Here is a 23,697-nt window from a genome sequence, read left to right as displayed (position 1 = left end):
TGCGCCGCATCCGGTAGAGTCGTTGTTCGTTGGTTGCGGCTCCGCGAGCCGGCAACAACATTTTTGGGTCTTTAGCTCAGCTGGTAGAGCGCCACGTTTACACCGTGGATGTCATCGGTTCGATCCCGGTAGGACCCACCAAGTTACGCAGCCCCGCTGTTCTGGAAATCCCCGGAACGGCGGGGTCTTTGCGTGGTTCCCGGGCGTGTCGAGTTCCGCAGAGTTCTTCCGAGGTGTTCCTGCGGCTTCCTTAGAGTAACAGTCACTCGCACCAGCCTGCCGGGACTAAACCGCCCTAAAACCGCCCTGGGAGCTAAGCCGGTAGGAAGCCCGGGAACCGGTCACCCCACCTGACGCCCCGCAAGTGCTCGGGGTATCGCCGGTACTCTTCGATTCCCATTCGGAGTCGGTGACACGGGCGGAGGGGAGGTCCTGATTTATCGCCCTCCAGGGATGCTGCTAATCTCGGGCCATGCCCAGAAACTTCCAGGATGTTGACCTTGTGACGATCACTTTCGAGGGCGACATCCGTCTTACGGTCCTCCAGATCCTCTCGGTGGGCCGGCTCCTGGACCACTCCAACATTGGCCGATACATCGTTGTGTTGAACGGACAGGACAACGTCCAGCTGGAGGCTTTCCTGAAAGCCAACACTGAGTCGCGCATCGCTCCCGAGCTGGCGGCGAAGATTGACTACGTCGAGGCTTCTACCTTGCTGCCCGGCCACGACCCTTTAGGGTGGCGGGGGCAGCAGCTCCTCAAGCTCGTAGTGGCGAACCATTTGGTCGCCCGCTATTACTTGGTGTTGGATGCAAAGAACCACTTCGTGCACCGAACTGTGGTCCGGGACTTCTTTACCGACACGGCAATCAAGACTTTCCGCCGGCCCGCCCCTAAGGCTCAGCGTCTCTTGATGAAGGGTTCGTTCAGGGCGTTCGGCGCAGAGGATCGGGCCGCAGAGTTGGAAGAGTTCGCTATGCCTACAACCACCCCCTATCTCATGCACGCCGGTCTTGTGCGGGACATGATTTCAGATTTGGAGTCGAGGCATGCTGGTAAGGCCTTACGGGATCTCTTTGAGGACGAGTTGTCGGGGACAACTGAGTTCTTTCTCTACTGGGCCTATCTCTTCGTGACTGACCGGGAATGCTTGTATGAGCATGCGGACAAGATGGCGGCCACACTATTCACTAAGTGGCCCCGGAAAAGGGAAGACTTTTTGGCGCTCATTGAGTCAGCAAGGTCCAGCAGGGTCGCAGTGTTCGGGCTTCATCGTAGGCGCATTCCCAAGTTGAATGATGAGCAGCTGGAGAACATCGTGAATCTGTGGAAAGCCGAACTGTTGACCGCCGACGAGGACCCGGCCTGGTTCCTAGAATTCGATCAGCCCATGTCGACGCGGTGACTGGAACGCACAAGAGCGCCCCCACCCCGTGAAGGGTGGCGGCGCTTTGCGTTACTCGGTGGGGCGTTCGCGGGTGTCGTGCGCCAGCATCGAGTTGGGAAAGGGTCCGGGCCGCGCTCCGACCGCTGCGTGCTTGCCGAGGTAGACGGGCGTTTTCGCGGAGCCGAGGACGGCGCGGGTGAGCCAGTCGGGCAGGCGGGGTTCGGCCCAGCGCCAGAGCGCGTACCAGGCGCCGATAGTGACGGCGGTGATGACTGGCAGGGCGATTTCGGCGAGGCCGGCCAGGTCGGCCTCGAGAGGGGCGAGGACTGGCGCGACGCCGATCAGCCACGCGAGGACGCTGCCCCACAGGGCCGGGACGATGGTCCGCAGGATGGATGTCAGCAGCATCTACTTACCTCCGAGGGTGATGGTTGCTCCCTTGAGTGCGTCTTTGACGGTCTGGATGATCTGGTCGGCGGACGCCCCGTCACCGTGTGCTGCTTGGGCTGTGGCGCGGAGAGCTTCGATGTGCTTCTGGTCCGCATACGCGAGCACGCCGCGGAGGGACATGTCGCCGCCGAACTCGCCACCAGCGCGGGGAATCTTGGTGTCCAGCAGTGCGCGGGGCACATCGTGGACGAGGGAACGGATGATCTGCACCATGTCCTTCACCGAGGTCGGGACGCCTTCAGAGTCGGCCCACCGCTCCTGCAGTGCGCCCCGGACTTCGGCCTTGACGATTGCGCGTACTTGCTCTTCAGTTGCCATGTCGAACCAATCCTGTTCTATCGGTGTGGTGCCGCCCATTGCGGCGAGCCCGGCGATGTCTTCCGGCCATTCGGTGAGGTAGCGGTCCGGGTTGACGCGGCCGAGCATGGGGCTGTTCAGCGAGAACCCGGGCGGGACGGCTTCGGTGTGCAGGTGGGACCCGATGGTGGCGTACCCGCTGTTGCCGGAGTAGGCGACGATCTGGCCCTTGCGGACCCTGTCGCCGCGCTTGACCAGGAACCGGTCCAGGTGCGCGTAGACGAAGGACGGCTCCGCGGCGCCGCAGTTCAGGACGACGATGTTGCCGCTCATGTTCAGCAGCCACAGCAGGTTGTCAATGTAGGTGTCGTCGAACGTCCCGGCCCAGTCGATCACCCCGTCACCGGCCGCGTGGACAGGGGTGCCGCTGGGGGCGGCGTCGTCCATGCCGGTGTGCGGGCCGTAGATCGTGGCGTTGTCGCCGAAGTTCTGGGACCGCCACGAGGCGCCCCTGGTGAATGGTTTGCAGTAAGTGGCCATCAGTGTCCTATTCCTGGTCCGGTGGTGGTTTCTTGAGGGTTGGCCAGGGCCGGAGCTCACGGTCGGTGACGCCGTGCTCGGTGCAGTCGCGGCGGAGCTGGGAGGCGTATTCCTCGGTGAGGCGCCGGTTGTGCGCCTCGAGGTCGGCGCGGGCCCGCTCCCGTTCGGCGTCGGCCCACGCCTCGTTGCGCTGCTCCTTCATGCTGGCGTTGCGGATCCGCTCCCGGCCGGCGGTGCCGCTGAAATATTTGACCGCGCCGTTGACGATCACGACCAGCGCGCCGCTGCTGCCGAGGATTCCGAACATAGCCGCGAGCATCTGGACGTAATGCGGTTCTGCTGCCTGGTCCATAAAGGTCCTACCGTTCAGGATCGAAGGCGTAACGCCGCGTGATCACGAGCCGGGCCGCGAAGGCGAGAATGGAGAAGGCGACGAAGCAGAGGGTCGCGGCGCGGAGGCTCTGCTGCGAGACCGGCAGCCCGACGACGACCGCCCCGTAGATGGCCATCGCAAACATGCAGAGGATCGTCCCTGCCCGCTCGATGAACCAGGCGCCCTGCAGCGCCGTCGCCGACCCGATCCCGCCGCCGGCGACCAGCATGCAGGCCCAGACGACGAGGAGGGTCTGCCCAATGGTGCCCTGGACCGCACGCGGCGGGAACAACGCTACGAGCAGTCCCAGGAAGAACACGGCCAGGTAGATCAGGAAATAGATCACCGAGAGGGCCCGGGGCTCCTGCACGCGGAGCCATAGTCTGTGCAGGGTGTTTTTCATGTGCGCCTCCTTGGCCGCATGGGTGCGCCCCCGGCTGTGAATGGTCCGGGGGCGCACGTTTTGGGCGGCCAGTCCGCTGGTTTGGCCGCGTCCGGCAGGGTAGGCCTGCGCTTTGGGGAGGCCGCGGAGCTCCGGACCCGCGACGTCGACGTCAAGCGGGGGCGGGTGCGGGTCGCCCGGTCCGTGACCGAGGTCGACGGGGCGATGGTCATCGGGCCGCCGAAGAACGGGAAGGAACGCACTGTGCCGCTGAACGCGTTCATGGCCGAACGGCTCAGCTCCCGGCTGCAGGGCCGGGGCCGGGATGTCCTCGTCTTCCCCTCCGAACGCGGCCACCATCTGCGCTCGAACAACTTCAAGACCCGCGAGTACGACCCGGCCGTGGAGGCGGCCGGGCTCCCAGAGGGGCTCTGGGTCCACGACCTCCGCCACACCGCCGCAAGCCTCGCCGTGCACTCCGGTGCTTCCGTGAAGTCCGTCCAGCGGATGCTTGGCCACGCCTCCGCGGCGCTCACACTGGATACGTATTCCGGGCTCTTCGACCAGGAACTCTCCGACGTGGCCGCCAGGATGGACGCCCTGCTCAACCCGAACCGCCCTGAAACCTCCCTGACCCTCCTGAAATCCGCGCAGTGACGGGCAAGAGCGCCACGTTTACACCGTGGATGTCATCGGTTCGATCCCGGTAGGACCCACCAAGAAAAACCCCGACGCGGCAGGCCAACAGGCCGGCCACGGCGGGGTTTTTGCTGTGCTGCCGGCCTGTCCCGGCCCGTGTTGGCCTATCTCCAGCGCGGCGCCCCCGGTACCCCCGGTTCCCGACGGTCACTGTCGGTGCCCGCCCGTAGTGTCGCCGGCATGGAACATGTTGTGGTCAAAGCCGGCCCGGACGGGCGCCCAGCCGCCGTAGTCCGCGGCGGCCGGGAATGGGTGGTCGGGGCGGAACCTGTCCGCTGGTTTGAACGGGTGAGTTGGTGGGAAGCGGAACGCAGGATGCCCAAGGGCCTGAGCCGCGTCGACGTCGAGGTCTGGCAGGTGCAGGTCAGGCTCGGCCGGAACAGCGGATCGGCGCTGACCACCCTGGAAATTCTCCGGGACGGCCTCGGCGGCGGCTGGCGGCTGCGGGACGCCGTTGCGGACGCCGCCTGACGTCGGGGCGAAGAGGGCCCTCAGGGAACGGGCGGGGAAGGGAATGTGCCTGCCAGCTCCCGCGAGTTCCGGGCAATGGTTGCGGGCAAATGGAAGAGCCTTCCACCGCGACTATTGGGGGATGCCGCGGTGGAAGGCTCGCTAGAAACATTACCGTGAATGTGTCCAAATGTGAAACGCCCGGCAACGCCCTGGCGGCGCATGCGGCCCGCCCGTCCGCGGCGCATGCGGCCCGCCCATCCGCGGCGCCGGCGGCACCCCCAGACGCGGTGATCAAGCCCGCGTTCGCCGGTGTCCTGGCAAGGTGGCGGCTTAAGGCCGCCGGACGGGCACGTACACCCGCGGCTGGTCCCGCCAGCTGGGTTCCATCTCGGCGATCGTCTCGCGCATGATCTTGTTCGACGCCTCACGCGCCGCCGGGCCGTCGCCGGCCGCGATCGCCTCGGCAACCTCCACGTGCCACCGCAGCGCCGAGGCCCGCGGGTGGTCCGGCATCAGACCGTGGACGGTGCGCCCGGTGAGGGTCTCGGCGACCTGCCCCACCATGTTGGCGAACATCTCATTGCCGGAGCCGGCCAGCAGCAGCGAGTGGAACTGGATGTCCAGGTCCAGAAACCGCTGCACGTCGCCTGCCGTGCCCGCCTCGTGCATCGCGTGCGAAATTCCCACCAGCTCGCTGCGCAGTTCTGCCGGGGCGTTTCCGGCAGCCAGTTCCGCCGCGACCGGCTCCACGGCTGTCCGCAGTTCGGCCAGGGAGCGCAGCTGCGCGCCGCGGCCCTCACCCGCCAGGCGCCAGCGGATCACCAACGGGTCAAACGGGTTCCAGCGGCTGGCCGGCAGCACCCGGATGCCGACACGCTTAATGGTCTCCACCAGCCCCAACGACTGGAGCACCCGCACGGCCTCGCGCACCACGGAACGGGACACCTTCATCTCGTCCTCAAGATGCTCGGCCAGCATGACGTGGCCCGGGGGGAGTTCCCCGGCGACTATCCGGGCGCCCAGATGCTCAATAGCCCGGTGATGGAGACTGGTTGACATAGTCGTAAGCATAATGGCGGCCCCCGGTCCGCAGCAGCGCAGGCGCGGGGATCGCAGAAAACCATAGACTGTTATGACGCGGCCCGTTCCGCCCCGTGGGCGCTGCTTTCCCGCCCTCCGCGGAGCTGCCTATGGTTTATCGACAGCAGCGGTTGCAGGAAGCGTGTACGCAGCACGCGCGGACACCCCGCACTCGACGCACAGAATGAATTGGAGTTTTGATGTCAGCACACATCGGTGTCACCGGCCTCGCCGTGATGGGCGCGAATCTGGCCCGGAACCTGGCCCGTAACGGCTTTACCGTTGCACTCCACAACCGGTCCGTGGAAAAAACCGACGCGCTCCTCGAAAAGCACGGCCAGGAGGGCAACTTCATCCGGACCGAGACGCTGCAGGAACTCGTCGACTCCCTGGAAAAGCCGCGCCGGGTGCTGATCATGGTCAAGGCCGGCAAGCCGGTGGACTCGGTGATCGAACAGCTCGAGCCGCTGCTGGAGCCGGGCGACATCATCATCGACGCCGGCAACTCCCACTTCGAGGACACCCGCCGGCGCGAAGCCGCACTCGCGAAAAAGGACCTCCACTTCGTGGGCATCGGTGTCTCCGGCGGCGAAGAAGGGGCGCTCAACGGTCCGTCCATCATGCCGGGCGGTTCCAAGGAGTCCTACGCCGCTCTTGGCCCGCTGCTGGAAAAGATCGCTGCGCACGTTGACGGCCAGCCCTGCTGCGCCTGGATCGGCACCGACGGCGCCGGCCACTTCGTGAAGATGGTGCACAACGGCATCGAATACGCCGACATGCAGGTCATTGGAGAAGCCTTCGACTTGCTGCGCTCCGGGGCCGGCATCGAACCCGCCGAGCAGGCCAAGATCTTCGCCGAGTGGAACAAGGGTGACCTGGCCTCCTTCCTGATTGAGATCTCCGCCGAAGTCCTCGGCCACGTCGACGCCAAGACCGGCAAGCCGTTCGTCGACGTCGTCGTGGATGCCGCCGGCCAGAAGGGCACCGGCCGCTGGACGGTCATCTCCGCCCTCGAACTGGGCTCCCCGACGTCGGGCATCGCCGAATCGGTCTTCGCCCGCGCCCTGTCCTCGCAGGCGGCCCAGCGCAAGCTGGCGCAGGAACTGCTCACCGGCGGCGAGGCCGCCGTCGAGGTCCCGGAAACCTTTGTCGAGGATGTCCGGCAGGCGCTGTACGCCTCCAAGCTGGTCTCCTACGCCCAGGGGCTGGACATGCTCGGTTCCGCGGCCACGGAGTACGGCTGGGACCTCAAGCTGGACGAGATCGCCTCGATGTGGCGCGGCGGCTGCATCATCCGGGCAGAGCTGCTCAAGGACATCACCAAGGCCTACGCCGCGGCCGAGAAGCCGGCCAACCTGCTGTTCGCCCCGGCGTTCACCAAGGCGATCGCCGAGGTCCTCCCGGCATGGCGCCGCGTGGTGGCCACCGCGGTGCAGCTGGGCATCCCGGTCCCGGTGTTCTCGTCCTCACTGGCCTACTACGACGGCCTGCGCCGCAAGCGGCTCCCGGCCGCCCTGATCCAGGGCCAGCGCGACCTGTTCGGTGCCCACACCTACGGCCGGATCGACGCCGAGGGCTCGTTCCACACCCTCTGGGGCGAGGACAAATCCGAAGTCTCGGCGGTGGACACCCACTAGGGCCGTCAACGCCGAACGCCCCTGGCCCGATGGGCCAGGGGCGTTCGTCTTGCCTGCGGCGGCGCGACCTAGATCCGGTACTCGATGAGGTACTCGGCCGGGTCGACGGCGGGTTTGGTTTCGCGCTCCGCGTCCCGGTGCCGCCAGGTGGCGGGTACACCGGTCAGGATCGACTCGGCCGGGGCGTCCTTGACCACGACGGCGTTGGCGCCGATGGCACTGTCACGCCCGATCGTGATGGGCCCGAGGACTTTGGCCCCGGCGCCGATGACCACGCGGTCTTCGATGGTTGGATGGCGCTTGACCTTGGCGAGAGAACGGCCGCCCAGGGTGACCCCGTGATAGATCATGACGTCCTCGCCAATGTCCGCGGTCTCACCGATGACCACGCCCATGCCATGGTCGATGAAGAAGCGCCGGCCGATGGTCGCCCCGGGGTGGATCTCGATCCCGGTCAGGAACCGGGCCAGCTGCGAGATGAGCCGCGCAGGGAAGCGCAGCGACGGGTTTTGCCACAGCCGGTGCGTCAGGCGGTGCGCCCAGATCGCGTGCAGGCCGGAATAGGCAAAGAGGTTTTCGAAGGAGCCCCGCGCGGCCGGGTCGTGGGACCGGGCCGCGTCGAGGTCTTCCTTCAGTCTTGCGAAGAAGCTCACAAAGACCTTTCTACGTATGGTGGCCGGGCCGGAATCAGCCGCGGATGTCGTCGTACAGCACGGTGGAGATGTAGCGCTCCCCGAAATCGCAGACAACGGCAACAATCAGCTTACCGGCGTTCTCCGGCCGCTTGGCGAGCTCCAGCGCCGCCCAAACGATGGCGCCGGAGGAGATGCCGCCGAGGATGCCTTCCTTGACTCCGAGGTCGCGGGCCACCCGGACCGAGTCCTCCAGGCTGGCGTCGAGGACTTCGTCGTAAACGCTGGTGTCCAGGATTTCCGGGACGAAGTTGGCGCCCAGGCCCTGGATCTTGTGCGGGCCGGCGCTGCCGCCGTTGAGGATGGCGGAGTCCTTGGGCTCGACGGCGACGATCTGCACGCCGGGCTTGCGCTCCTTCAGGACCTGCCCGACGCCGGTGACGGTTCCGCCGGTGCCCACCCCGGCGACGAAGATATCGACCTTGCCATCGGTGTCGGACCAGATTTCCTCCGCGGTGGTCCGGCGGTGCACCTCCGGGTTGGCCTCGTTGGCGAACTGCTTGGCCCAGATGGAGTTTTCCGTCGTGGCCACGATCTCCTGGGCTTTTTCGACGGCGCCGCGCATGCCCTCGGAGCCCGGGGTCAGCACGATTTCCGCGCCGTACGCGCGGAGCATCACGCGGCGCTCGGTGGACATGGTCTCCGGCATGGTGAGGATCACGCGGTAGCCGCGAGCCGCGCCGACCATCGCCAGGGCAATGCCGGTGTTGCCGGAGGTCCCCTCGACAATCGTGCCGCCGGGCTTCAGCGCGCCGGCCTTCTCGGCGGCGTCGACAATGGCCACGCCGATCCGGTCCTTGACACTGTTGGCCGGGTTGTAGAACTCCAGTTTCACCGCAACGCTGGCATCCAGGCCCTCGGCCAGCCGGTTCAGGCGGACCAGCGGAGTGCCGCCGACCAGCTGGGTAACATCGTCATAAATCCGTGCCATGGGGGTATGCCTATCCGTGAGGAGGGAATTTTAGGGTCAGCCTAACGAGGGCGCCGCAACGCAGGCTAAGCATTAAGCCACGCGGAGTAATACTTGCGGGCCTTGGCCAGCTTGGGGTTGATAATGACCTGGCAATACCCCTGCTCCGGGTACTTGGCGTAGTAGTCCTGGTGGAAATTCTCGGCCACATGGAACGCCGGCAGCCGGCTCACCTCGGTGACGATCGGGTGGGTCCACAGCTGCTGGTTGCGCTCAATCGCCTTCTCGAACAGGGCCTTTTCCTCGGTCGTTTCATAGAACATGGACGACCGATACTGGGTGCCCACGTCGTAACCCTGCCGGTTCAGCGTGGTGGGGTCGTGCAGCGCGAAGAACATGTCCAGGATGACTTCGGCCGGGATGACCTCCTCATCGAACGTCACCGCCACCACCTCGGCGTGGCCGGTGGTCCCGGAGCAGACAGAGTAGTAGTCGGGGTTGCGGTCGTGGCCTCCGGTGTAACCCGAAACCACCGAGCTGACACCCTTGGTCTTCTGGTAGACAGCATCGAGGCACCAGAAGCAGCCTCCGCCAAGCACGAAAGTTCTCATGTCCTGTTCAATGGACGAACGGCCCGGATCATTCCCGCGGCGGCGTGTCCGGGTCCGCCTCCGGCCGGCGCACGCGGGATTCCCGGCGCGGCCGCGTGCCCCTGGTACTGCCGGCCGCGGCCGGTCTGACTCGCGGATAGGGTAAAAATAAGGGTATGGAACCTGAGAACCCGGACGTTTCAGTTCAGCCCGCCGGCCCGGCCGCAGACCAGGACGGTCCGGTCCAGGCCGCCACACTGGGCATGATCCTGCTGGCCGTCGAGGAGCTCTGGCCGGAATCACTGGCCGAGGACTGGGACAAGGTTGGCCTCGTCGCCGGTCATCCCTCGGCGGAAGTGAGCAAGATCCTGTTCGCCGTCGACCCCACCCTCGACGTGATCGAGGAGGCCATCGACTGGGGAGCCGAGCTGCTGATCACCCACCACCCGCTGCTGCTCAAGGGCGTCACCTCGGTGGCCGCCAACACGCCCAAGGGCAAGGCCGTCCACCGGCTGATCGAATCCGGGACCGCACTGATGACCGTCCACACCAACGGTGATTCCGCCGTCGGCGGCGTGTCCGATGTCCTCGCCGATGCGCTGGGCCTCCAGGACGTGACCCCGTTGACGCCGGCCGGCAACGGGCTGCCGGAGGAGGGCATCGGGCGGGTCGGCGACCTTCCCGACGTGCAGACCCTCGGCGACTTCGCGGCGCGGGTCTATGGCATCCTGCCATCGGTGGCCGGAGGCGTGCGGGTTGCCGGCGACCGTGACGGGCTGGTGCGCCGGGTGGCACTGTGCGGGGGCGCGGGTGATTCGCTCTTCGCCGAGGTCCGCGCCAGCAACGCCGACGTTTACCTCACCGCGGATCTGCGGCACCACCCGGCATCGGAGGCCCGCGAGGGCGCCGTCAATGACCGTCCCTACCTGATCGACGTTTCGCATTTCGCGAGCGAATGGCTGTGGCTGCCGGCCGCGGCCGAAGCGCTCGGAAACGTGCTGACCGACCAGGGGCATGACATCGAGATCCGGGTCAGCAACACCAACAGCGACCCCTGGGACTTCATTCTGACTCCGGGCTAGGCACGCCAGGCGCTAGAGTCTAAGCAGCGCCGGTATGGTGCCCGGCCCGGCACCGAAAGTGAACAAGCCGGCCGGAAAGAGAACAAGCGGAGGAAATAGTGGCCAAGGCAGCACCGGCGGAACAGTTGAAGTTGCTCGAATTGCAGGCACTGGACGCCAAGCTCAAATCCCTGGCCAACCGCCGCCGCAGCCTCGAAAGCGACTCCCGGATCACCGACCTCGAAGCCGCGCTGGGGGTGGCCAACGGCGAACTCGGCGCCGCGAAGGTGGCGGTGCACGACGCCGAACTCGAACTCAAACGCGCCGAGGCCGACGTCGAACAGGTCGCGTCCCGGATCGAGCGCGACGAAGCCAAGCTCAACAGCGGGACCGGGCTCTCCAAGGACCTCGTGGCGCTGCAACGCGACATCGCCTCGCTGAACAAGCGCCGCTCGGACCTGGAAGACGTTGAACTCGAGGTGCTCGAGCGGCTGGACTCGCTCCGCCTCCGGCAGGCGACGCAGCAGCAGATCGTCGACGACATCCAGGGCTCCTTTGGCACCATCCGCGCCGAACTGGACGAACAGCTCGCCGAAGTGGCCGCCGAAGTGACGGTGGTTCGCGGCCGGCGCGCCGATTTTGCCGCCGGACTGGACGCCGGGATGCTCGCCGTCTACGAGAAAACGCTGGCCAAACGCGGCGTCGGCGCGGCACGGCTCTTCCATGGCACGTCCGAGGGGTCGGGCATGCAACTGAGCCCGGGCGACCTCGCCGAAATCAAGGCCGCCTCCGAGGACGAGATCGTTTTCTGCCCCGATTCCGGTTGCATCCTGGTCCGCTCCGCCGAGTGGGCCTAACCCCCAGCTAGCCTGGCAGGATGAGGTTCAGGGCGTGCGGCTTCCGGGCCGTGCCGGGAACCAGTTCCGCGGCCCACTTCTCCGCCGCCGCTTTTTGCAGCTGCGCCGGCGTCTGCGGGGCCTTGCCGCGGCGGGCCAGTAGGTGCCGGGCCAGCTCGCCACGGGTGTGCTTGGCGAAGTGGCTCACCACCTTCCGCGCGCCGTTGACCTCGGTGAAGACATTGACCGCAACGGTCTGCGCGGGCGGGGGAGCCCAGGCCGCGGCATACGTGCTGGAGCGGCAGTCGACCAGGAGTTCCCCTTCGGTTTCGGCGGCGAGGGCCTCCGTGAGTTGCGGCTTCCAGAATGACGCCAACCGCCCGACGTCGGGCAGCGCCGTCGCCATGGACAGCCGGTAGGCCGGGACCCGGTCGGTGAGTCGGATGGCGCCCCACAGCGCCGAGATCACCAGGACGGACGCGTCCGCCTTTCGCCGCTGCACGGCGGTCAGGGAACGGTAATCCAAAGCGTCGTAGAGGACCCCGGAATAGACCTGGTGGGCCGGGGCCGCCGGCTCGACGTGCAGCCGGGTGTTGCGTTCGACGTCGGCCTGCAGTGAGGCGCCCACGCCCAGCAGCGCCAGGGCGTCCTGGTGGGCGCTGACGGTGCCAAGGGCCTCGAGGACCTTCGCCCGGTAGCCGTTAAGGCTGGGGAAACTGAGTGACGCCGGGTCGACGGCGTCGCCGCCGGTGGCGGGGGTCTTGCCTTCGGAGGGCGGCAGCAGAATCAGCACCGTACGATCCTACCGGCGGCTGCGACGGCGGGATGGCCGCGGACCGGCGTCGGCGGGCTATCCGCTCACGCCACCTTGGCGGGTGCCGCTGCCACCGGTGCCGGTGCGGAGGCCTCGACCGGGCTCGGTGCCGGAGCCGGTGCGGAGGCCTCGTAGGGGACAAACGCCGGAGCCGTTGCCGGGGCCACGGCCGGCGAGGTGACCGCGGCCGCCCGCGATTCCCGGGCCAAGAACGCGGACAGCTCGCCGATGGTGCTCATCAGCGGGGCGGGGAAGACGACTGTGGTGTTCTTGTCCACGCCGATTTCGACGAGGGACTGCAGGTTGCGCAGCTGGAGGGCCAGCGGGTGCGCCATCATGGTGTCGGACGCTTCGCCCAGCGCCGCGGCCGCGATCGATTCGCCTTCGGCGGCGATGATCTTGGCCCGCTTCTCCCGCTCAGCCTCGGCCTGCCGGGCCATGGCGCGCTTCATGCTCTCCGGCAGCTGAATGTCCTTGAGCTCCACGAGGGTCACCTCGACGCCCCACTCCAGGGTGAGGGCGTCGAGGATTTCGCGGATGTCGCTGTTGATGTGTTCCGTCTCGGACAGGGTCTGGTCCAGGCTGTGCCGGCCCACCACCTTCCGCAGCGTGGTTTGCGCGATCTGGTTGATCGCGGCGGCCACGTTTTCGATCGCCACGACGGACTTCACGGCGTCGATCACGCGGTAGTACGCCACCGCGGAGATGTCCACGCTGACGTTGTCCTGGGTGATGATGCCTTGGGACTGGATCGGCATGGTCACGATCCGCAAGCTGACCAGCTGGAGCCTGTCGATCACCGGAACAATCAGGCGCAGACCCGGCATCCGGACGCCGATTACCCGGCCCAGCCTGAACAGCACGCCCTGCTCGTACTGGCGCACGATCCGGATCGACATCCGGGCCACGATGAACAGCAGAACCAGAATGATCAGCCATACGACGACGGCGGTGACGTCCATCCGAATCGCTTCCTCGGCTAGCGGAATACTTGCTTCAATTCTCCCACCGGCGTGGCCAAATGGCGCTGCTGCGGCGGGACAGTCGGGGAAGCCGTAGAATGAGCGACGGATGGGTTGGCCAGGCGGCCGCGCGTCACGCAAGTGGCTCGAGGAACGTCCGGGCTCCGCAGGGCAGGGTGGTGGGTAACGCCCACTCGGGGTAACCCGCAGGCCAGTGCCACAGAGAACAGACCGCCTGCCCCGAACCGTGTCCGCACGGGACGGGAGCAGGTAAGGGTGAAACGGTGGTGTAAGAGACCACCAGCTTTCCGGGTGACCGGGAAGGCTAGGTAAACCCCACCCGGAGCAAGGCCAGACAGGACACGTTTGAGGGCTGCCCGCCCGAGTGTCCGGGTAGGCTGCTGGAGGGCGTCGGCAACGGCGTCCGTAGATGGATGGCCGCTACTCCCGCGTCGGCAACAGCGCGGGAACACAGAACCCGGCGTATCGGCCAACCCATCCACCCGCAGACGCAGAAGGGGCCGGCACCGTAAAGGTGCCGGCCCCTTCCGTCAGGACTAGCTGGTGGAACGGCTCTCAGGCTAGGCCCGCCGTTTCACCCAGCCCCAAACGCCCGTGGCGACGAACAAGACCAGTCCGATGATGGCCAGCCAGAGCAGGCCCTTCACCACAAAGCCGAGGATTGAAAGGATGAGCCAGATGACAAGTAGTGCAACTATGAGTCCCATTGGCTCATCGTATTCCACGCCGCGCCCGTACCCCGGTATTGCCGTGTGAGTGATTTCACCATGCCCCGGCTCCGCCTGCCCGCCCCGCCGCCCTAGAATGGTGAATGAACGTAGAGGTTCCGCCGCCGGGTCTGCGTTCGCAGCCGGTGGCTTTCTTTTGCGCTCGCGACAGGCGCGCGGGGTGGACCGAATCCCCGCGCCAGCCAGGTTCCGGACACCCCGCCGGCAGCCGCTTCCACACACGAGGACGTGTGTGGTGGATTTTAGGAAGGTAGTTCTGTGAGCCAGACGTCTGATTCTTGTCTTGATACGTGGATGGGCCGGGAGGCACTCGCCGAGGCGATGATTCCGGTGATCGGCCGGCTGTACCGCGAGAACAACGTGGTGACCTCCATTCACGGACGGAGCCTGATCAACAAGTCCACGATGAACATCCTCAAGGCGCACCGTTTCGCCCGCCGGATGAGCAAGGAAGAGCTGCGCCTCGAAGAGACCGCGCCGCTGCTCGATGCCCTCACCACCTTGGACCTGGGCGCCGCAGCCATCGACATCGCCCGGCTGACGGAGAAGTACCGCGCCGAAGGCGAAGGCCGCAGCCTGGACGACTTCCTGCGCGAGGAGCTGGCCGAGATCGTCGGCAAGCGCGGCGGTGACGACCGGACCAGCACCGACGTCGTCCTGTATGGCTTTGGCCGCATCGGCCGGCTCCTGGCCCGCCTCCTGATCGAAAAGGCCGGCGGCGGCCACGGCCTGCGCCTGCGTGCCATCGTCGTGCGCCGCGGGTCGGACAACGACCTGACCAAGCGCGCCAGCCTGCTGCGCCGTGACTCGGTGCACGGCTCGTTCGAAGGCACCATCAAGGTGGACCTGGAGAACGACACGATCACCGCCAACGGCGTGCAGATCCAGGTGATCTACTCGGACAACCCGGCCACGGTGGATTACACCGCGTACGGCATCCACGACGCCCTGGTGGTCGACAACACCGGGCGCTGGCGCGATGCAGAGGGCCTCTCCCAGCACCTGCAGAGCAAGGGCGTCGCCCGCGTGCTCCTCACCGCACCGGGCAAGGGCGAGTTGAAGAACATCGTGCACGGCATCAACCACGGCTCCATCGACGAGGCGGACAAAATCGTCTCCGCGGCGTCCTGCACCACCAACGCCATCACCCCGGTGCTCAAGGCGATCAATGACCGCTACGGCGTCGTGCACGGCCACGTAGAGACGGTCCACTCCTTCACCAACGACCAGAACCTGATCGACAACTTCCACAAGGGCGACCGCCGGGGCCGCTCGGCGGCACTGAACATGGTCATCACCGAGACCGGCGCTGCCAAGGCCGTGGCGAAGGCGCTGCCTGAACTGCTCGGCAAGCTCACCGGCAGCTCCATCCGGGTACCAACCCCGGACGTGTCCCTCGCGATCCTGAACCTCAGCCTGGAAAACGGCACCAGCAAGGACGAAGTCAACGACTACCTGCGGGAAATGTCGCTGCACTCGGACCTCCGCAAGCAGATCGACTACATCGACTCGCCGGAGGTGGTGTCAACCGATTTCGTCGGCTCCCGCCGCGCCGGCATTGTGGACGGCCTCGCCACCATCAGCAACGACAAGAACCTTGTGCTCTACGTCTGGTACGACAACGAGTTCGGTTACAGCTGCCAGGTGGTCCGCGTGATGGAGGAAATGGCCGGCGTCAACCCGCCGTCGTTCCCGGCCAAGGCCGCGGCGGCAACCCTGGAAGCAGCCGGCCTGCCGGTAGAGGTCGGCTAGAACCCTTTCCCTTTCCCGGCCGTGTCTCTGGAATCGGCCGGGAAAGGGAACCACAATGGAGCCATGGAACAGAACCAGGCTGTGGAACACGAAACGACCCTCGAACATGCCCTCGACGTGGCGCAGCGCAACGCCAAGGAAGCCAAGCGCCTCCTTGACGACGCCCGTCGCAAGCGCGACGCCGGCGAGGTCAATGACGCCCGCATCAGCCAGCTCGAAGACCTGCTGAGGCTCGCCGAGGAAGACCTCCGCCGGGTCACCAAAGAGCAGTAGTTCCCGCGCCCTGAGCCCTGAGCCCTGAGCCCTGAGCCCCGGGCGCTGCACGCGGCCCCGGCGCGGGACGGGACCCGTCCTGCACACTGTGGACAAGCGGGCCGGTGTCGGTGCCCGCCCCTAGGCTGTGAGGGTGCAGCCGATCCGTCCCGCCCGCCCGGCGCCGCCGCCCGTAAAGCGGCATCCTTGAGCGTCACCTGGAGCGAATTCCAACGCGCCCGACGCCGGTCCCGGCAGGCATGGGTCGTCCTGTCCGCCGGATTGCTTGCCCTGCCCGCAGCCCTCCTCTGGTTCTTCACCACGGGTCAGTTTGACCTGGCCGAACCTCCCGCAGCGGGGCCCAGCGAGGCGCCCGTGCTGGCGGCGGGCTGGATGAAGGCGGTGGCTCCGGTGCGTGCCGTGCCGTCCGGCCGGGCCATCGAGGTGCTGGAGGCGCTGCCGGTCAAGGGGCGTGCGCCGGCCACCGGCTATGAGCGCAGCGCCTTCGGCCAGGCCTGGCTCGACGTGGACCGCAACGGCTGTGACACCCGCAACGACATCCTCCGCCGCGACCTGGCCGGCGCCCGGTTCACCGAGGGGTCCCGCTGCCAGATCGGGGCGGGGACCTTCCAGGAGCCGTACACGGGCAGGACCATCGAGTTCCGACGCGGCGCGGAGTCCAGCAAAGCGGTGCAGATCGACCACGTCGTCGCGCTGGGCGATGCCTGGCAAACGGGCGCCCAGCTGCTGACGGCGGTCCAGCGCCAGCACCTGGCCAATGATCCGCTGAACCTGGTCGCCGCAGACGGGCAGGCCAACCAGGACAAGGGCGCCGCCGACGCGGCCACCTGGCTGCCGCCGAACAAAGCGTTCCGCTGCCATTACGTGGCCCGCCAGATCTCCGTCAAGGCAAGCTATGCGCTGTGGGTGACGCCGGCCGAAAAGGATGCGATGCGGCGGGTCCTGGACAGCTGCCCGGGGCAGCAGACCGTCGTGCCGCCCTGACCTTGTTCGGCCGCGCTCACCTCATTGACACGGCTGCGCGGCAGGTCTAGGACTGGGACTGTCGGCAGGGCAACGCAGCTAAGGAGGACAAGATGGCATACGGGGTTGTGCACTTTTTCGCGGGCGGAACGAAGGAGCAGTATGAGGCGTCAATCGCCGCCGTTCATCCCGGTGAGGGCCGCCTGCCGGAAGGGCAGGTCTTTCACGCCGGCGGCGCCTCCGCTGGCGGCTGGACTATTATGGCGGTCCATGAATCCAAGGAGAGCTGGGAGAAATTCCGGGACGGCGTCCTGATGCCCAAGATGCAGGCGGGCATCGAGGGCGGCTTTACCGCCCCGCCGGAGGAGACCGTCATCGACCTCTACAAGGTGATGCCCTAGCAATCCGGGCCCGCGCCGCGTTGCTAGTGGCCGAAGGGATCCGGGTCCACGCCGGGCATCCAGGTGAGGCCGGGAACGCCCCAGCCGTTCTTTTTGGCCTGTTTCATCGCTTTCCGGGAGTACCGGTCGACCAGCCGGTTGACGTAGAGCTTGCCGTCGAGGTGGTCATATTCGTGCTGGATCACCCGGGCGAACCAGCCGGTGGCCTCGAACTCCACCGGGCGTCCGTCGCCGTCGAAGCCCTGAACCCGGGCCCATTCGGCGCGTTTCAGCGGATAATGGGCGCCCGGGAAGGACAGGCAGCCCTCCTCTTCCTCGTCCGGGTCCGGCAACGCGCCGGAGACTTTGGAGATGGTCAGCACCGGGTTGACGACGGCGCCGGACGGCGGGGCGCCGTCGTCGTTCTCGAATTTGTAGACGAACAGGCGCTTGCCCACGCCGACCTGCGGCGCGGCAAGTCCCACGCCGTTGGCCGCGTCGTTGGTTTCGAACATGTTGGCGATCAGGGTGCGGAGGTCGTCGTCGAAGGCTTCAACCTCGGCGGCCCGGCGGTGCAGCACGGGCTCGCCCCAGATGGTGATGGGCAGGACTGTCATAGCGGCTGTTTCCTTTGATGCTTTGCGGTGGTGGCCCGGCGGGTCAGTCGGCGATGGTGCGGCCGACGACGTCGCGCATGATTTCGTTGGTGCCGCCGAAGATGGTGAGCAGACGGGCCGCCAGATAGGCCTGAGCCACCGGATACTCCAGGATGTAGCCGTAGCCGCCGTGCAGCTGCAGGCACCGGTCGGTGATGGACTTGGCCCGCTCCGAGGCCCAGAGCTTGGCCCGGGCCGCGGACGCAGCGTCGAGCTCGCCCGCATTGAACGCCAGGACGGCCCGGTCCACGTAGCCTTCGGTGACTTCGACCTCGGTGAGGATGTCGGCCAGTTCGAAACGGCTGTGCTGGAAATCGATGATCCGCTCGCCGAACGCATTGCGGTCTTTCGTGTAGGCCACGGTCGCCTCGTAAACCGCACGGGCAACGGCTGAGCCGGCCACGGCGATGGCCAGGCGGCCCTGCGGGAGCTGTTCGGCGGCGTACTGCAGGCCCCTGCCCGCTTCACCGACCAGGTCCGCATGCGGGACCCGGACGTTGTCGAAAAACAGTTCCGCCGTGTCCGAGGCCTTCAGCCCCATTTTGTCCAGCTGCTTGCCGGTGTGGTAGCCCTCGCCCTTCCGCACCATGAACAGCGAAAAGGATTCCCGGCCGCCACGCCCGGTGCTGCCGTCGGTGCGGGCCAGAACCAGGGCGGCGTCGCCGGAGATGCCGTTGCCGATGAAGGTTTTCTGCCCGGTGATGAGCCAGTCGTCGCCGTCCCGGACGGCCTTGGTGCGGACGCCGCGCAGATCGGATCCGGCGCCGGGCTCGGTCATGGCGATCGAGGTGACGGTCTCGCCCGAGACCATGCCCGGCAGCCAGCGCGACTTCAGGTCGTCCGAACCGTAGGCCAGCAGGTGGGGGAGGACCATGTCATCGTGCAGGTGGAAGGCCAGCCCGACGGCAAGGTGGTCCCGCCGGGCGAACTCCTCGTCCAGGACCGCGCGGTAGCGGTAGTCGTCCATGCCCACGCCGCCGAACTCCTCGGGGACGGCGAGGCCCAGCAGGCCCTGCTCACCGGCGGCCGTCCACAGGCTCCGGGGCATCACATGGTCCTGGTCCCACTGGCCGTAATGCGGGGCAACCGCGCGCGCGTCGAATTCCGCGGCCATTTCACGGAACATCTCGTGGTCTTCTTCAAAGAGCTGGCGCTTCATTGCGGTTCCTTCCATGCACGGACAACGCTTGGGACGGGCAGTGGACAACCCGCCGGACAGACACCAAAGGCCGCACCGGATATCCGGTGCGGCCTTTGGCAAGGTCGGACAATGTGCCGTCCTCGGTGAGGGTGAGCGACGGGGGTTGAACCCGCGACCTCCTGGACCACAACCAGGCGCTCTGCCAACTGAGCTACGCCCACCATGTGCCCGCTCAATCCGTCCGGCGGACCGGCGGCTGAAAAGGCAACGACAAATAGCTTACCTGCTGTTTGGGGGTGCTTTGGCCATTTTTCAGGAATTCCTCCGAAATTACCCCAAACGTGGTGGAGATTACTCCGCCGGCGCCGCGGCCGCGGGATCCGCCGCCATGGGGTCCGCCGCCGCCATGACCTGCTTGGCGATCCGCCGGGCGGTGGCAGTGTCCGGTCCGGGTGCGGGCACGAAGACAGCCTCCCGGTAGTAGCGCAGCTCGTCGATGGAATCCTGAATGTCGCCCAGGGCGCGGTGGCCGCCGAGCTTGGCGGGGGATTGGAAGTAGGCCCGGGCATACCAGCGGCGGGACAGTTCCTTGATGGTGCTCACGTCGATCACCCGGTAATGCAGGTGTTCGACCAGTTCGGGCATGTCACGGACCAGGAATACCCGGTCGGTTCCCACCGAGTTGCCGCCAAGCGGGGCTTTCCGGGCGTCCGGCACCCACTTCTTGATGTAGTCGAGCACAATGGCCTGCGCCTCGGCCATGGTCTTGCCGTGGGGGAGCTCGGCCAGCAGCCCGGACCGGGTGTGCATGTCGCGGACGAAGTCATTCATCTGGGCCAACGCGGCGTCGTCCGGTTTGATTACGACGTCGACGCCGTCGCCAAGAACATTCAGTTCCGAGTCGGTGACCAGGGCCGCCACCTCGATAAGGGCGTCGTTCTTGGTGTCCAGGCCGGTCATTTCGCAGTCGATCCAGACGATGCGTTCATTAGATATAGGCACCCGCCCAGCCTACCGTTCCGCCGCCGTCGAGCGGTCCGGTGCTAGGATTTCGGGTACGCGGCCCCCGGATTTTTCGGCGCCGCGGCATGCCCCATGACTGCTGACCCGGCAGGCTGCGGGCCGCAGTGAACCCTCCACAACAGATTGGACGATCCTGAGATGACGGCGCCTGTACCTGCAGCGGCGGACACGGCCGCCAGCGGGTCCCGCACCTCCGCAAACGCGGCTGCCGCTGATGTGGACAACGCACGTTCGCCGATTCTCTCGGGATTCCTTGGCTCCATGTTCATGGCGGTCGGCTCGCTCGGCGTCGGCTGGCTGGCCCCCGTCTCGGAGTTGCGCCGGCTGCCGCTCTTCATCTGGATGCGGACCGAGGCCGTCGGCGTCGGGTTGAGCATCGTGCTGCTGGCCGTCGGCGGGATGCTGCTGGTGCGCGCGTGGCTCCGGCTGGGCCAGCGGGTGCGGAACTGGGGCCCGGGCGCCCGGAAAGCGACCCTGCAGGCGGTGGTGGCGTGGGGGCTCCCGATGATGTTCTCGGTTCCGCTGTTCAGTCGCGACGTCTACGCCTACGTCGGCCAGGGCCGCCTGATGGTGGAGGGCTTCAACCCCTATGAGAACGGCATCTCGGCGCTCTCAAACTACTTCCAGCTCGGCGCAGACAAGATGTGGACCGAGGCCCCGGTACCGTACGGGCAGCTCTTCCTGTGGATCGAACAGTTCGTGGTCTGGTCCACCCACGTCCACCCGGAAGCCAGCGTCATGTTGTTCCGGCTGGCAGCCCTCGTCGGGGTTGTGCTGTGCATTGTCTACGTGCCCAAGCTGGCCGAACTGCACGGCGTCAACCCGCACCGGGCGCTGTGGCTGACCGCCGCCAACCCGCTCTTCCTGACCAACTTCATCGCCAGCGTGCACAACGACGCCCTGATGATCGGCCTGGCCCTTGCCGGGCTTTACTACTGCGCCACCCGGCGGGTGCTGTTCGGCCTGGTCCTGGTCACCCTGTCCATCTCGGTCAAGCCCATCACCATCGTGTTCCTGCCGTTCATCGGCCTGCTCTGGGCGGGCAAGAACGCCGGCTGGGGCCGCAAGTTCGTTTTCTGGGCGCTGACCGCCGGCATCAGCCTGGCGTTGCTGTACGCGATGAGCCTGGTCAACGGCTTCGGGTTCGGCTGGATCAACGGGCTGTCCGCGCCCGGCAGCATCTGGATCTGGTACGCACCGGTTGGCCTGCTGGGACTGGTGGTCGCCTCGATCTTCAATGCCGTCGGCCTGGACGGCTGGGGCCTGGCGAAGTGGGTGTACGACGCCGGGAAGCTACTGGCGGTGGGCATCGTCGCCTGGCAGATCTTCCGCGGGGATTTTGACCGCCTGATGCGGCGCCTCACCCTGGCATTCGCCGCCGTCGTCTTCCTGGCGCCGATGATCCAGTCCTGGTACGTCGTCTGGCTCATCCCGTTGTTCGCCGTCACCGGCATCCGGGATGACTGGCAGGTCAAGGCACTCTACTTCATGGTCTCGTTCTTCATGGTGTATGCCATTTCGGACCAGCTGGAAGTCTTCCCGTACCTGCAGACCGAGGACCTCGGGTTGGCCCTGGCGCTGGCCCGCAACGCAGCGGCGCTGATCGCGCTGCTGTTCGCCCTGTACCTGATCTTCCTCGACCCGAAGACCAAACAGCTGTTCAGCAAGCCGGCGGAACCGGTGACCACCAGGCCGGTCATTTAGCAGGCCGGGCGGTCACCTCTCGAGGCTCAGCGGCGCCGGGTCCCGCGATCGGCCGGGCCGGTGCGCTGGCGGTGCGCCGCGACCCGCAGTTGGATGATCCGCGCCGCTCCCGCGATGGCGACCAGCACCCCGCCGCCGACGGCAGCGATGAACAGGGCGATGCCCAGCGAGACCGCGCCCTCCCAGCCCAGGAACTTCACCTGGACGTATTCCTGGTTCTGCAGGATGAAGACGATGAGCAGGACCAGCACCACCAATGCGCTGGCGACGGCGGCCCACACCATTCCGGCGCGGGTCACCCGGGTGGGCTCCGCCGCGCGCGCCGAAGTTGGCGTCGTGGTCTGCGCGGGTGCAGGGGCAGGCGCCGCGGCAGGCGCCGCGGTTGGCTCCGGAGGCATGGGCGCGTTGGCCCGCGGTGCCGTGTCCTCTGGTGTCGCGGCGTAGGACGCGGGGATCCCGGCTTGCGGCTGAACGTCGGCTGTTCGGGGGTGCGGAGGTGTTGGATCGGCCTGGGGATCCACAGGGTCGAATCCGCGGGGCGTGTGAGTCATGGCGGTCGTACCTTTCGGTTGCGGTGCGGGCGCAGGCGCAGCCTGCCGTCCCGGCTCCCTCAATACTAAGCCTACTTATGGCTGGGGGTTAGGAGGTCCCACGCTGACTGTGCCGGACCACCGGCACGCCGCCGCGCATCTCCGGTGCGCCCATCGGCGCTGCGCCCAGCCGCAGTCCCGGGGCGCCTGTTGGCAGCCGGCGGGTGACGGTATAGCGTCACAGCAGGGGGCTGCCCCGGCGGGCGGCCCGGGAGAGGAGCCCGGCCATGACCATCGTGGACAACGCCGTTTATGTTGACGGGTATCGGACCGCGGACCCCGAAGATCTTGATGAGACATACTTTGTCCTGCGGCAGCGGCAGGGCATGGCCTGGATCGGGCTCTACCGTCCCGACGCCCCGGAACTGCGGTCGGTCGCCGAAGAGTTTGACCTCAACGATCTCGCGGTGGAAGACGCCCTGGCCGGCCATCAGCGCGCCAAGCTCGAACACTATGGGGACACTTTGTTTTTGGTGTTGCGGCCGGCCCGGTATCTGGATGAGGTGGAAAAGGTCCAGTTCGGCGAGATCCATATTTTCTCCGGCCCGGATTTCGTGGTCACCGTCCGCCATGCCGAGGCGCCGGACCTGGCCCGCGTGCGTCGGCGGATGGAAGCCGACCCGGCCTTCCTGGCACTCGGGCCCGACGCCGTGCTTTACGCGATCCTGGATCAGGTGGTCGACGAATACGAGCCGGTCGCCACCGGCCTGGAGAACGACATCGACGAGATTGAGGACGACTTGTTCGCTGCGGATCCCGCCGTCACCCGGCGGATCTATGAACTCTCCCGGCAGGTGATCATGTTTCAACGCGCGACGGCGCCGCTGACCGCCATTCTGCAGGAGCTCCGGGCGGGCAGCCCCGACCGGGCGCAGGGGCCAGAACTCCAGGACCATTTCCGGGACGTGTTGGACCATGCGCTGCGGCTCAGCGAACGGATCGCGGCGTTCCGCGCGCTGTTGCAGAGCGCGCTCGCTGTCAACGCGGCCCTCGTAGCCCAGCGGCAGAACGATGAAATGAAGTTGCTGACGGAATCGAGCATTGCGCAGAACGAGCAGACCAAACGGATCTCATCCTGGGCCGCCATTCTTTTCGCGCCGACGCTGATTGCCTCGATCTACGGGATGAACTTTCGGCTGATGCCTGAGCTCGACTGGAGGTACGGCTACCCGATGGCGCTCGGTTTGATGGTGGTCATGGGCGGAATCCTTTACGTCACCTTCCGGCACAACAAATGGATTTGAGGCTGGCGGGAGGTCCGGCGGTGCGGAGCTGGGTCCGGCGAAGCGGTGCCGCCTGGTCC

The 23,697-nt window shown here is 66.7% G+C and carries 27 protein-coding genes, 2 tRNA genes and 1 other RNA gene; 14 read left to right on the top strand and 16 right to left on the bottom strand.

What is annotated here, in order from left to right; genetic code table 11:
- Positions 1-65: 65 nt before the first annotated feature.
- A tRNA-Val gene (locus AC3ANP_RS15805) sits at positions 66-141 on the top strand.
- A 331-nt stretch (positions 142-472) separates the two neighbouring features.
- Positions 473-1,405 carry a DUF6492 family protein gene (locus AC3ANP_RS15800; protein WP_488331075.1) on the top strand — a complete coding sequence of 311 codons (933 nt, stop codon included), beginning with the start codon at positions 473-475 and terminating at the stop codon, positions 1,403-1,405.
- A gap of 51 nt (positions 1,406-1,456) precedes the next feature.
- On the opposite strand, the gene AC3ANP_RS15795 is transcribed toward AC3ANP_RS15800, so the two are convergent.
- From AC3ANP_RS15795 to AC3ANP_RS15780, 4 genes are read right to left on the bottom strand one after another with little or no spacing between them, the layout of a single operon-like run.
- Positions 1,457-1,795 carry a hypothetical protein gene (locus AC3ANP_RS15795; RefSeq protein WP_488331074.1) on the bottom strand — a complete coding sequence of 113 codons (339 nt, stop codon included), beginning with the start codon at positions 1,793-1,795 and terminating at the stop codon, positions 1,457-1,459.
- Positions 1,796-2,674: a M23 family metallopeptidase gene (locus tag AC3ANP_RS15790; RefSeq protein WP_488331073.1), complete on the bottom strand. Its 879-nt coding sequence runs from the start codon at positions 2,672-2,674 to the stop codon at positions 1,796-1,798. It abuts the gene before it with no gap.
- Between the two features lie 7 nt (positions 2,675-2,681).
- Positions 2,682-3,026 (bottom strand): hypothetical protein, encoded by a 345-nt coding sequence (locus tag AC3ANP_RS15785; protein WP_488331072.1) that lies wholly within the window; start codon positions 3,024-3,026, stop codon positions 2,682-2,684.
- Positions 3,027-3,033: 7 nt separating this feature from the next.
- Positions 3,034-3,450 carry a hypothetical protein gene (locus AC3ANP_RS15780; protein ID WP_488331071.1) on the bottom strand — a complete coding sequence of 139 codons (417 nt, stop codon included), beginning with the start codon at positions 3,448-3,450 and terminating at the stop codon, positions 3,034-3,036.
- 60 nt (positions 3,451-3,510) lie between these two features.
- On the opposite strand from AC3ANP_RS15780, the gene AC3ANP_RS15775 reads away from it, so the two are divergent.
- Positions 3,511-4,086, top strand: a complete 576-nt coding sequence (locus AC3ANP_RS15775; protein WP_488331070.1) for a tyrosine-type recombinase/integrase — start codon at positions 3,511-3,513, stop codon at positions 4,084-4,086.
- 222 nt (positions 4,087-4,308) lie between these two features.
- On the top strand, positions 4,309-4,599 hold the full coding sequence (locus AC3ANP_RS15770) for a hypothetical protein (RefSeq protein ID WP_488331069.1): 291 nt from the start codon (positions 4,309-4,311) through the stop codon (positions 4,597-4,599).
- Positions 4,600-4,911: 312 nt separating this feature from the next.
- Here the strand turns inward: AC3ANP_RS15770 and AC3ANP_RS15765 are convergent, their stop codons facing one another.
- Positions 4,912-5,640, bottom strand: coding sequence for a FadR/GntR family transcriptional regulator (locus tag AC3ANP_RS15765; RefSeq protein WP_488331068.1), 729 nt, complete (start codon positions 5,638-5,640; stop codon positions 4,912-4,914).
- Between the two features lie 221 nt (positions 5,641-5,861).
- Between AC3ANP_RS15765 and gndA the strand changes: the two genes are divergently transcribed.
- Positions 5,862-7,298: an NADP-dependent phosphogluconate dehydrogenase gene (gene gndA / locus AC3ANP_RS15760; protein WP_488331067.1), complete on the top strand. Its 1,437-nt coding sequence runs from the start codon at positions 5,862-5,864 to the stop codon at positions 7,296-7,298.
- Between the two features lie 68 nt (positions 7,299-7,366).
- On the opposite strand, the gene epsC is transcribed toward gndA, so the two are convergent.
- The 3 genes from epsC to msrA all read right to left on the bottom strand — a co-directional run bounded on the left by epsC (position 7,367) and on the right by msrA (position 9,511).
- Positions 7,367-7,951 (bottom strand): serine O-acetyltransferase EpsC, encoded by a 585-nt coding sequence (epsC, locus tag AC3ANP_RS15755; RefSeq protein WP_488331066.1) that lies wholly within the window; start codon positions 7,949-7,951, stop codon positions 7,367-7,369.
- 34 nt (positions 7,952-7,985) lie between these two features.
- Positions 7,986-8,921 carry a cysteine synthase A gene (gene cysK / locus AC3ANP_RS15750; RefSeq protein WP_488331065.1) on the bottom strand — a complete coding sequence of 312 codons (936 nt, stop codon included), beginning with the start codon at positions 8,919-8,921 and terminating at the stop codon, positions 7,986-7,988.
- Positions 8,922-8,986: 65 nt separating this feature from the next.
- A complete protein-coding gene (gene msrA / locus AC3ANP_RS15745) occupies positions 8,987-9,511 on the bottom strand; it encodes a peptide-methionine (S)-S-oxide reductase MsrA (protein WP_488331064.1) in 525 nt (174 codons plus the stop codon).
- A gap of 155 nt (positions 9,512-9,666) precedes the next feature.
- Here msrA and AC3ANP_RS15740 point away from each other — a divergent pair, with 155 nt between their 5' ends.
- On the top strand, positions 9,667-10,572 hold the full coding sequence (locus AC3ANP_RS15740; protein WP_488331063.1) for a Nif3-like dinuclear metal center hexameric protein: 906 nt from the start codon (positions 9,667-9,669) through the stop codon (positions 10,570-10,572).
- A 98-nt stretch (positions 10,573-10,670) separates the two neighbouring features.
- The gene (locus tag AC3ANP_RS15735; RefSeq protein WP_488331062.1) at positions 10,671-11,408 is read left to right on the top strand and encodes a zinc ribbon domain-containing protein; all 738 of its coding nucleotides are present in this window, start codon (positions 10,671-10,673) and stop codon (positions 11,406-11,408) included.
- 7 nt (positions 11,409-11,415) lie between these two features.
- Here the strand turns inward: AC3ANP_RS15735 and AC3ANP_RS15730 are convergent, their stop codons facing one another.
- Positions 11,416-12,180 carry a YaaA family protein gene (locus AC3ANP_RS15730; RefSeq protein WP_488331061.1) on the bottom strand — a complete coding sequence of 255 codons (765 nt, stop codon included), beginning with the start codon at positions 12,178-12,180 and terminating at the stop codon, positions 11,416-11,418.
- Positions 12,181-12,245: 65 nt separating this feature from the next.
- Positions 12,246-13,163: a slipin family protein gene (locus AC3ANP_RS15725; RefSeq protein ID WP_488331060.1), complete on the bottom strand. Its 918-nt coding sequence runs from the start codon at positions 13,161-13,163 to the stop codon at positions 12,246-12,248.
- A gap of 110 nt (positions 13,164-13,273) precedes the next feature.
- Between AC3ANP_RS15725 and rnpB the strand changes: the two genes are divergently transcribed.
- Positions 13,274-13,665: RNase P RNA component class A (gene rnpB, locus AC3ANP_RS15720), an RNA gene on the top strand.
- A gap of 79 nt (positions 13,666-13,744) precedes the next feature.
- Here rnpB and AC3ANP_RS15715 read toward each other — a convergent pair.
- A complete protein-coding gene (locus AC3ANP_RS15715; protein ID WP_488331059.1) occupies positions 13,745-13,891 on the bottom strand; it encodes a hypothetical protein in 147 nt (48 codons plus the stop codon).
- 315 nt (positions 13,892-14,206) lie between these two features.
- Here AC3ANP_RS15715 and AC3ANP_RS15710 point away from each other — a divergent pair, with 315 nt between their 5' ends.
- The 4 genes from AC3ANP_RS15710 (at position 14,207) to AC3ANP_RS15695 (ending at position 17,301) form a co-directional block, all read left to right on the top strand.
- The gene (locus AC3ANP_RS15710) at positions 14,207-15,664 is read left to right on the top strand and encodes a glyceraldehyde-3-phosphate dehydrogenase (RefSeq protein WP_488331058.1); all 1,458 of its coding nucleotides are present in this window, start codon (positions 14,207-14,209) and stop codon (positions 15,662-15,664) included.
- A gap of 63 nt (positions 15,665-15,727) precedes the next feature.
- Positions 15,728-15,937, top strand: a complete 210-nt coding sequence (locus AC3ANP_RS15705; protein WP_488331057.1) for a hypothetical protein — start codon at positions 15,728-15,730, stop codon at positions 15,935-15,937.
- Between the two features lie 186 nt (positions 15,938-16,123).
- Entirely contained in the window at positions 16,124-16,921 is a 798-nt protein-coding gene (locus AC3ANP_RS15700; protein ID WP_488331056.1) for an HNH endonuclease family protein, read from the top strand.
- 92 nt (positions 16,922-17,013) lie between these two features.
- Positions 17,014-17,301 carry a hypothetical protein gene (locus tag AC3ANP_RS15695; RefSeq protein ID WP_488331055.1) on the top strand — a complete coding sequence of 96 codons (288 nt, stop codon included), beginning with the start codon at positions 17,014-17,016 and terminating at the stop codon, positions 17,299-17,301.
- 23 nt (positions 17,302-17,324) lie between these two features.
- Here the strand turns inward: AC3ANP_RS15695 and def are convergent, their stop codons facing one another.
- From def to orn, 4 genes are all read right to left on the bottom strand, one after another.
- On the bottom strand, positions 17,325-17,897 hold the full coding sequence (def, locus tag AC3ANP_RS15690) for a peptide deformylase (protein WP_488331054.1): 573 nt from the start codon (positions 17,895-17,897) through the stop codon (positions 17,325-17,327).
- Positions 17,898-17,940: 43 nt separating this feature from the next.
- On the bottom strand, positions 17,941-19,095 hold the full coding sequence (locus AC3ANP_RS15685) for an acyl-CoA dehydrogenase family protein (RefSeq protein WP_488331053.1): 1,155 nt from the start codon (positions 19,093-19,095) through the stop codon (positions 17,941-17,943).
- Between the two features lie 130 nt (positions 19,096-19,225).
- A tRNA-His gene (locus AC3ANP_RS15680) sits at positions 19,226-19,298 on the bottom strand.
- Between the two features lie 130 nt (positions 19,299-19,428).
- Positions 19,429-20,037 carry an oligoribonuclease gene (gene orn / locus AC3ANP_RS15675; protein ID WP_488333087.1) on the bottom strand — a complete coding sequence of 203 codons (609 nt, stop codon included), beginning with the start codon at positions 20,035-20,037 and terminating at the stop codon, positions 19,429-19,431.
- A gap of 201 nt (positions 20,038-20,238) precedes the next feature.
- Here orn and mptB point away from each other — a divergent pair, with 201 nt between their 5' ends.
- Positions 20,239-21,804 carry a polyprenol phosphomannose-dependent alpha 1,6 mannosyltransferase MptB gene (mptB, locus tag AC3ANP_RS15670; protein ID WP_488331052.1) on the top strand — a complete coding sequence of 522 codons (1,566 nt, stop codon included), beginning with the start codon at positions 20,239-20,241 and terminating at the stop codon, positions 21,802-21,804.
- 26 nt (positions 21,805-21,830) lie between these two features.
- Here mptB and AC3ANP_RS15665 read toward each other — a convergent pair whose 3' ends face one another.
- Positions 21,831-22,202: a LapA family protein gene (locus AC3ANP_RS15665; protein WP_488331051.1), complete on the bottom strand. Its 372-nt coding sequence runs from the start codon at positions 22,200-22,202 to the stop codon at positions 21,831-21,833.
- A 419-nt stretch (positions 22,203-22,621) separates the two neighbouring features.
- On the opposite strand from AC3ANP_RS15665, the gene AC3ANP_RS15660 reads away from it, so the two are divergent.
- Positions 22,622-23,638 (top strand): magnesium and cobalt transport protein CorA, encoded by a 1,017-nt coding sequence (locus AC3ANP_RS15660; RefSeq protein ID WP_488331050.1) that lies wholly within the window; start codon positions 22,622-22,624, stop codon positions 23,636-23,638.
- Positions 23,639-23,697 lie beyond the last annotated feature (59 nt).

The sequence above is a fragment of the Arthrobacter sp. JB02-1C genome (assembly GCF_057748045.1).
Note: the sequence above shows the minus strand (reverse complement) of the source record. Positions and strands in the feature narration are given on the sequence as shown.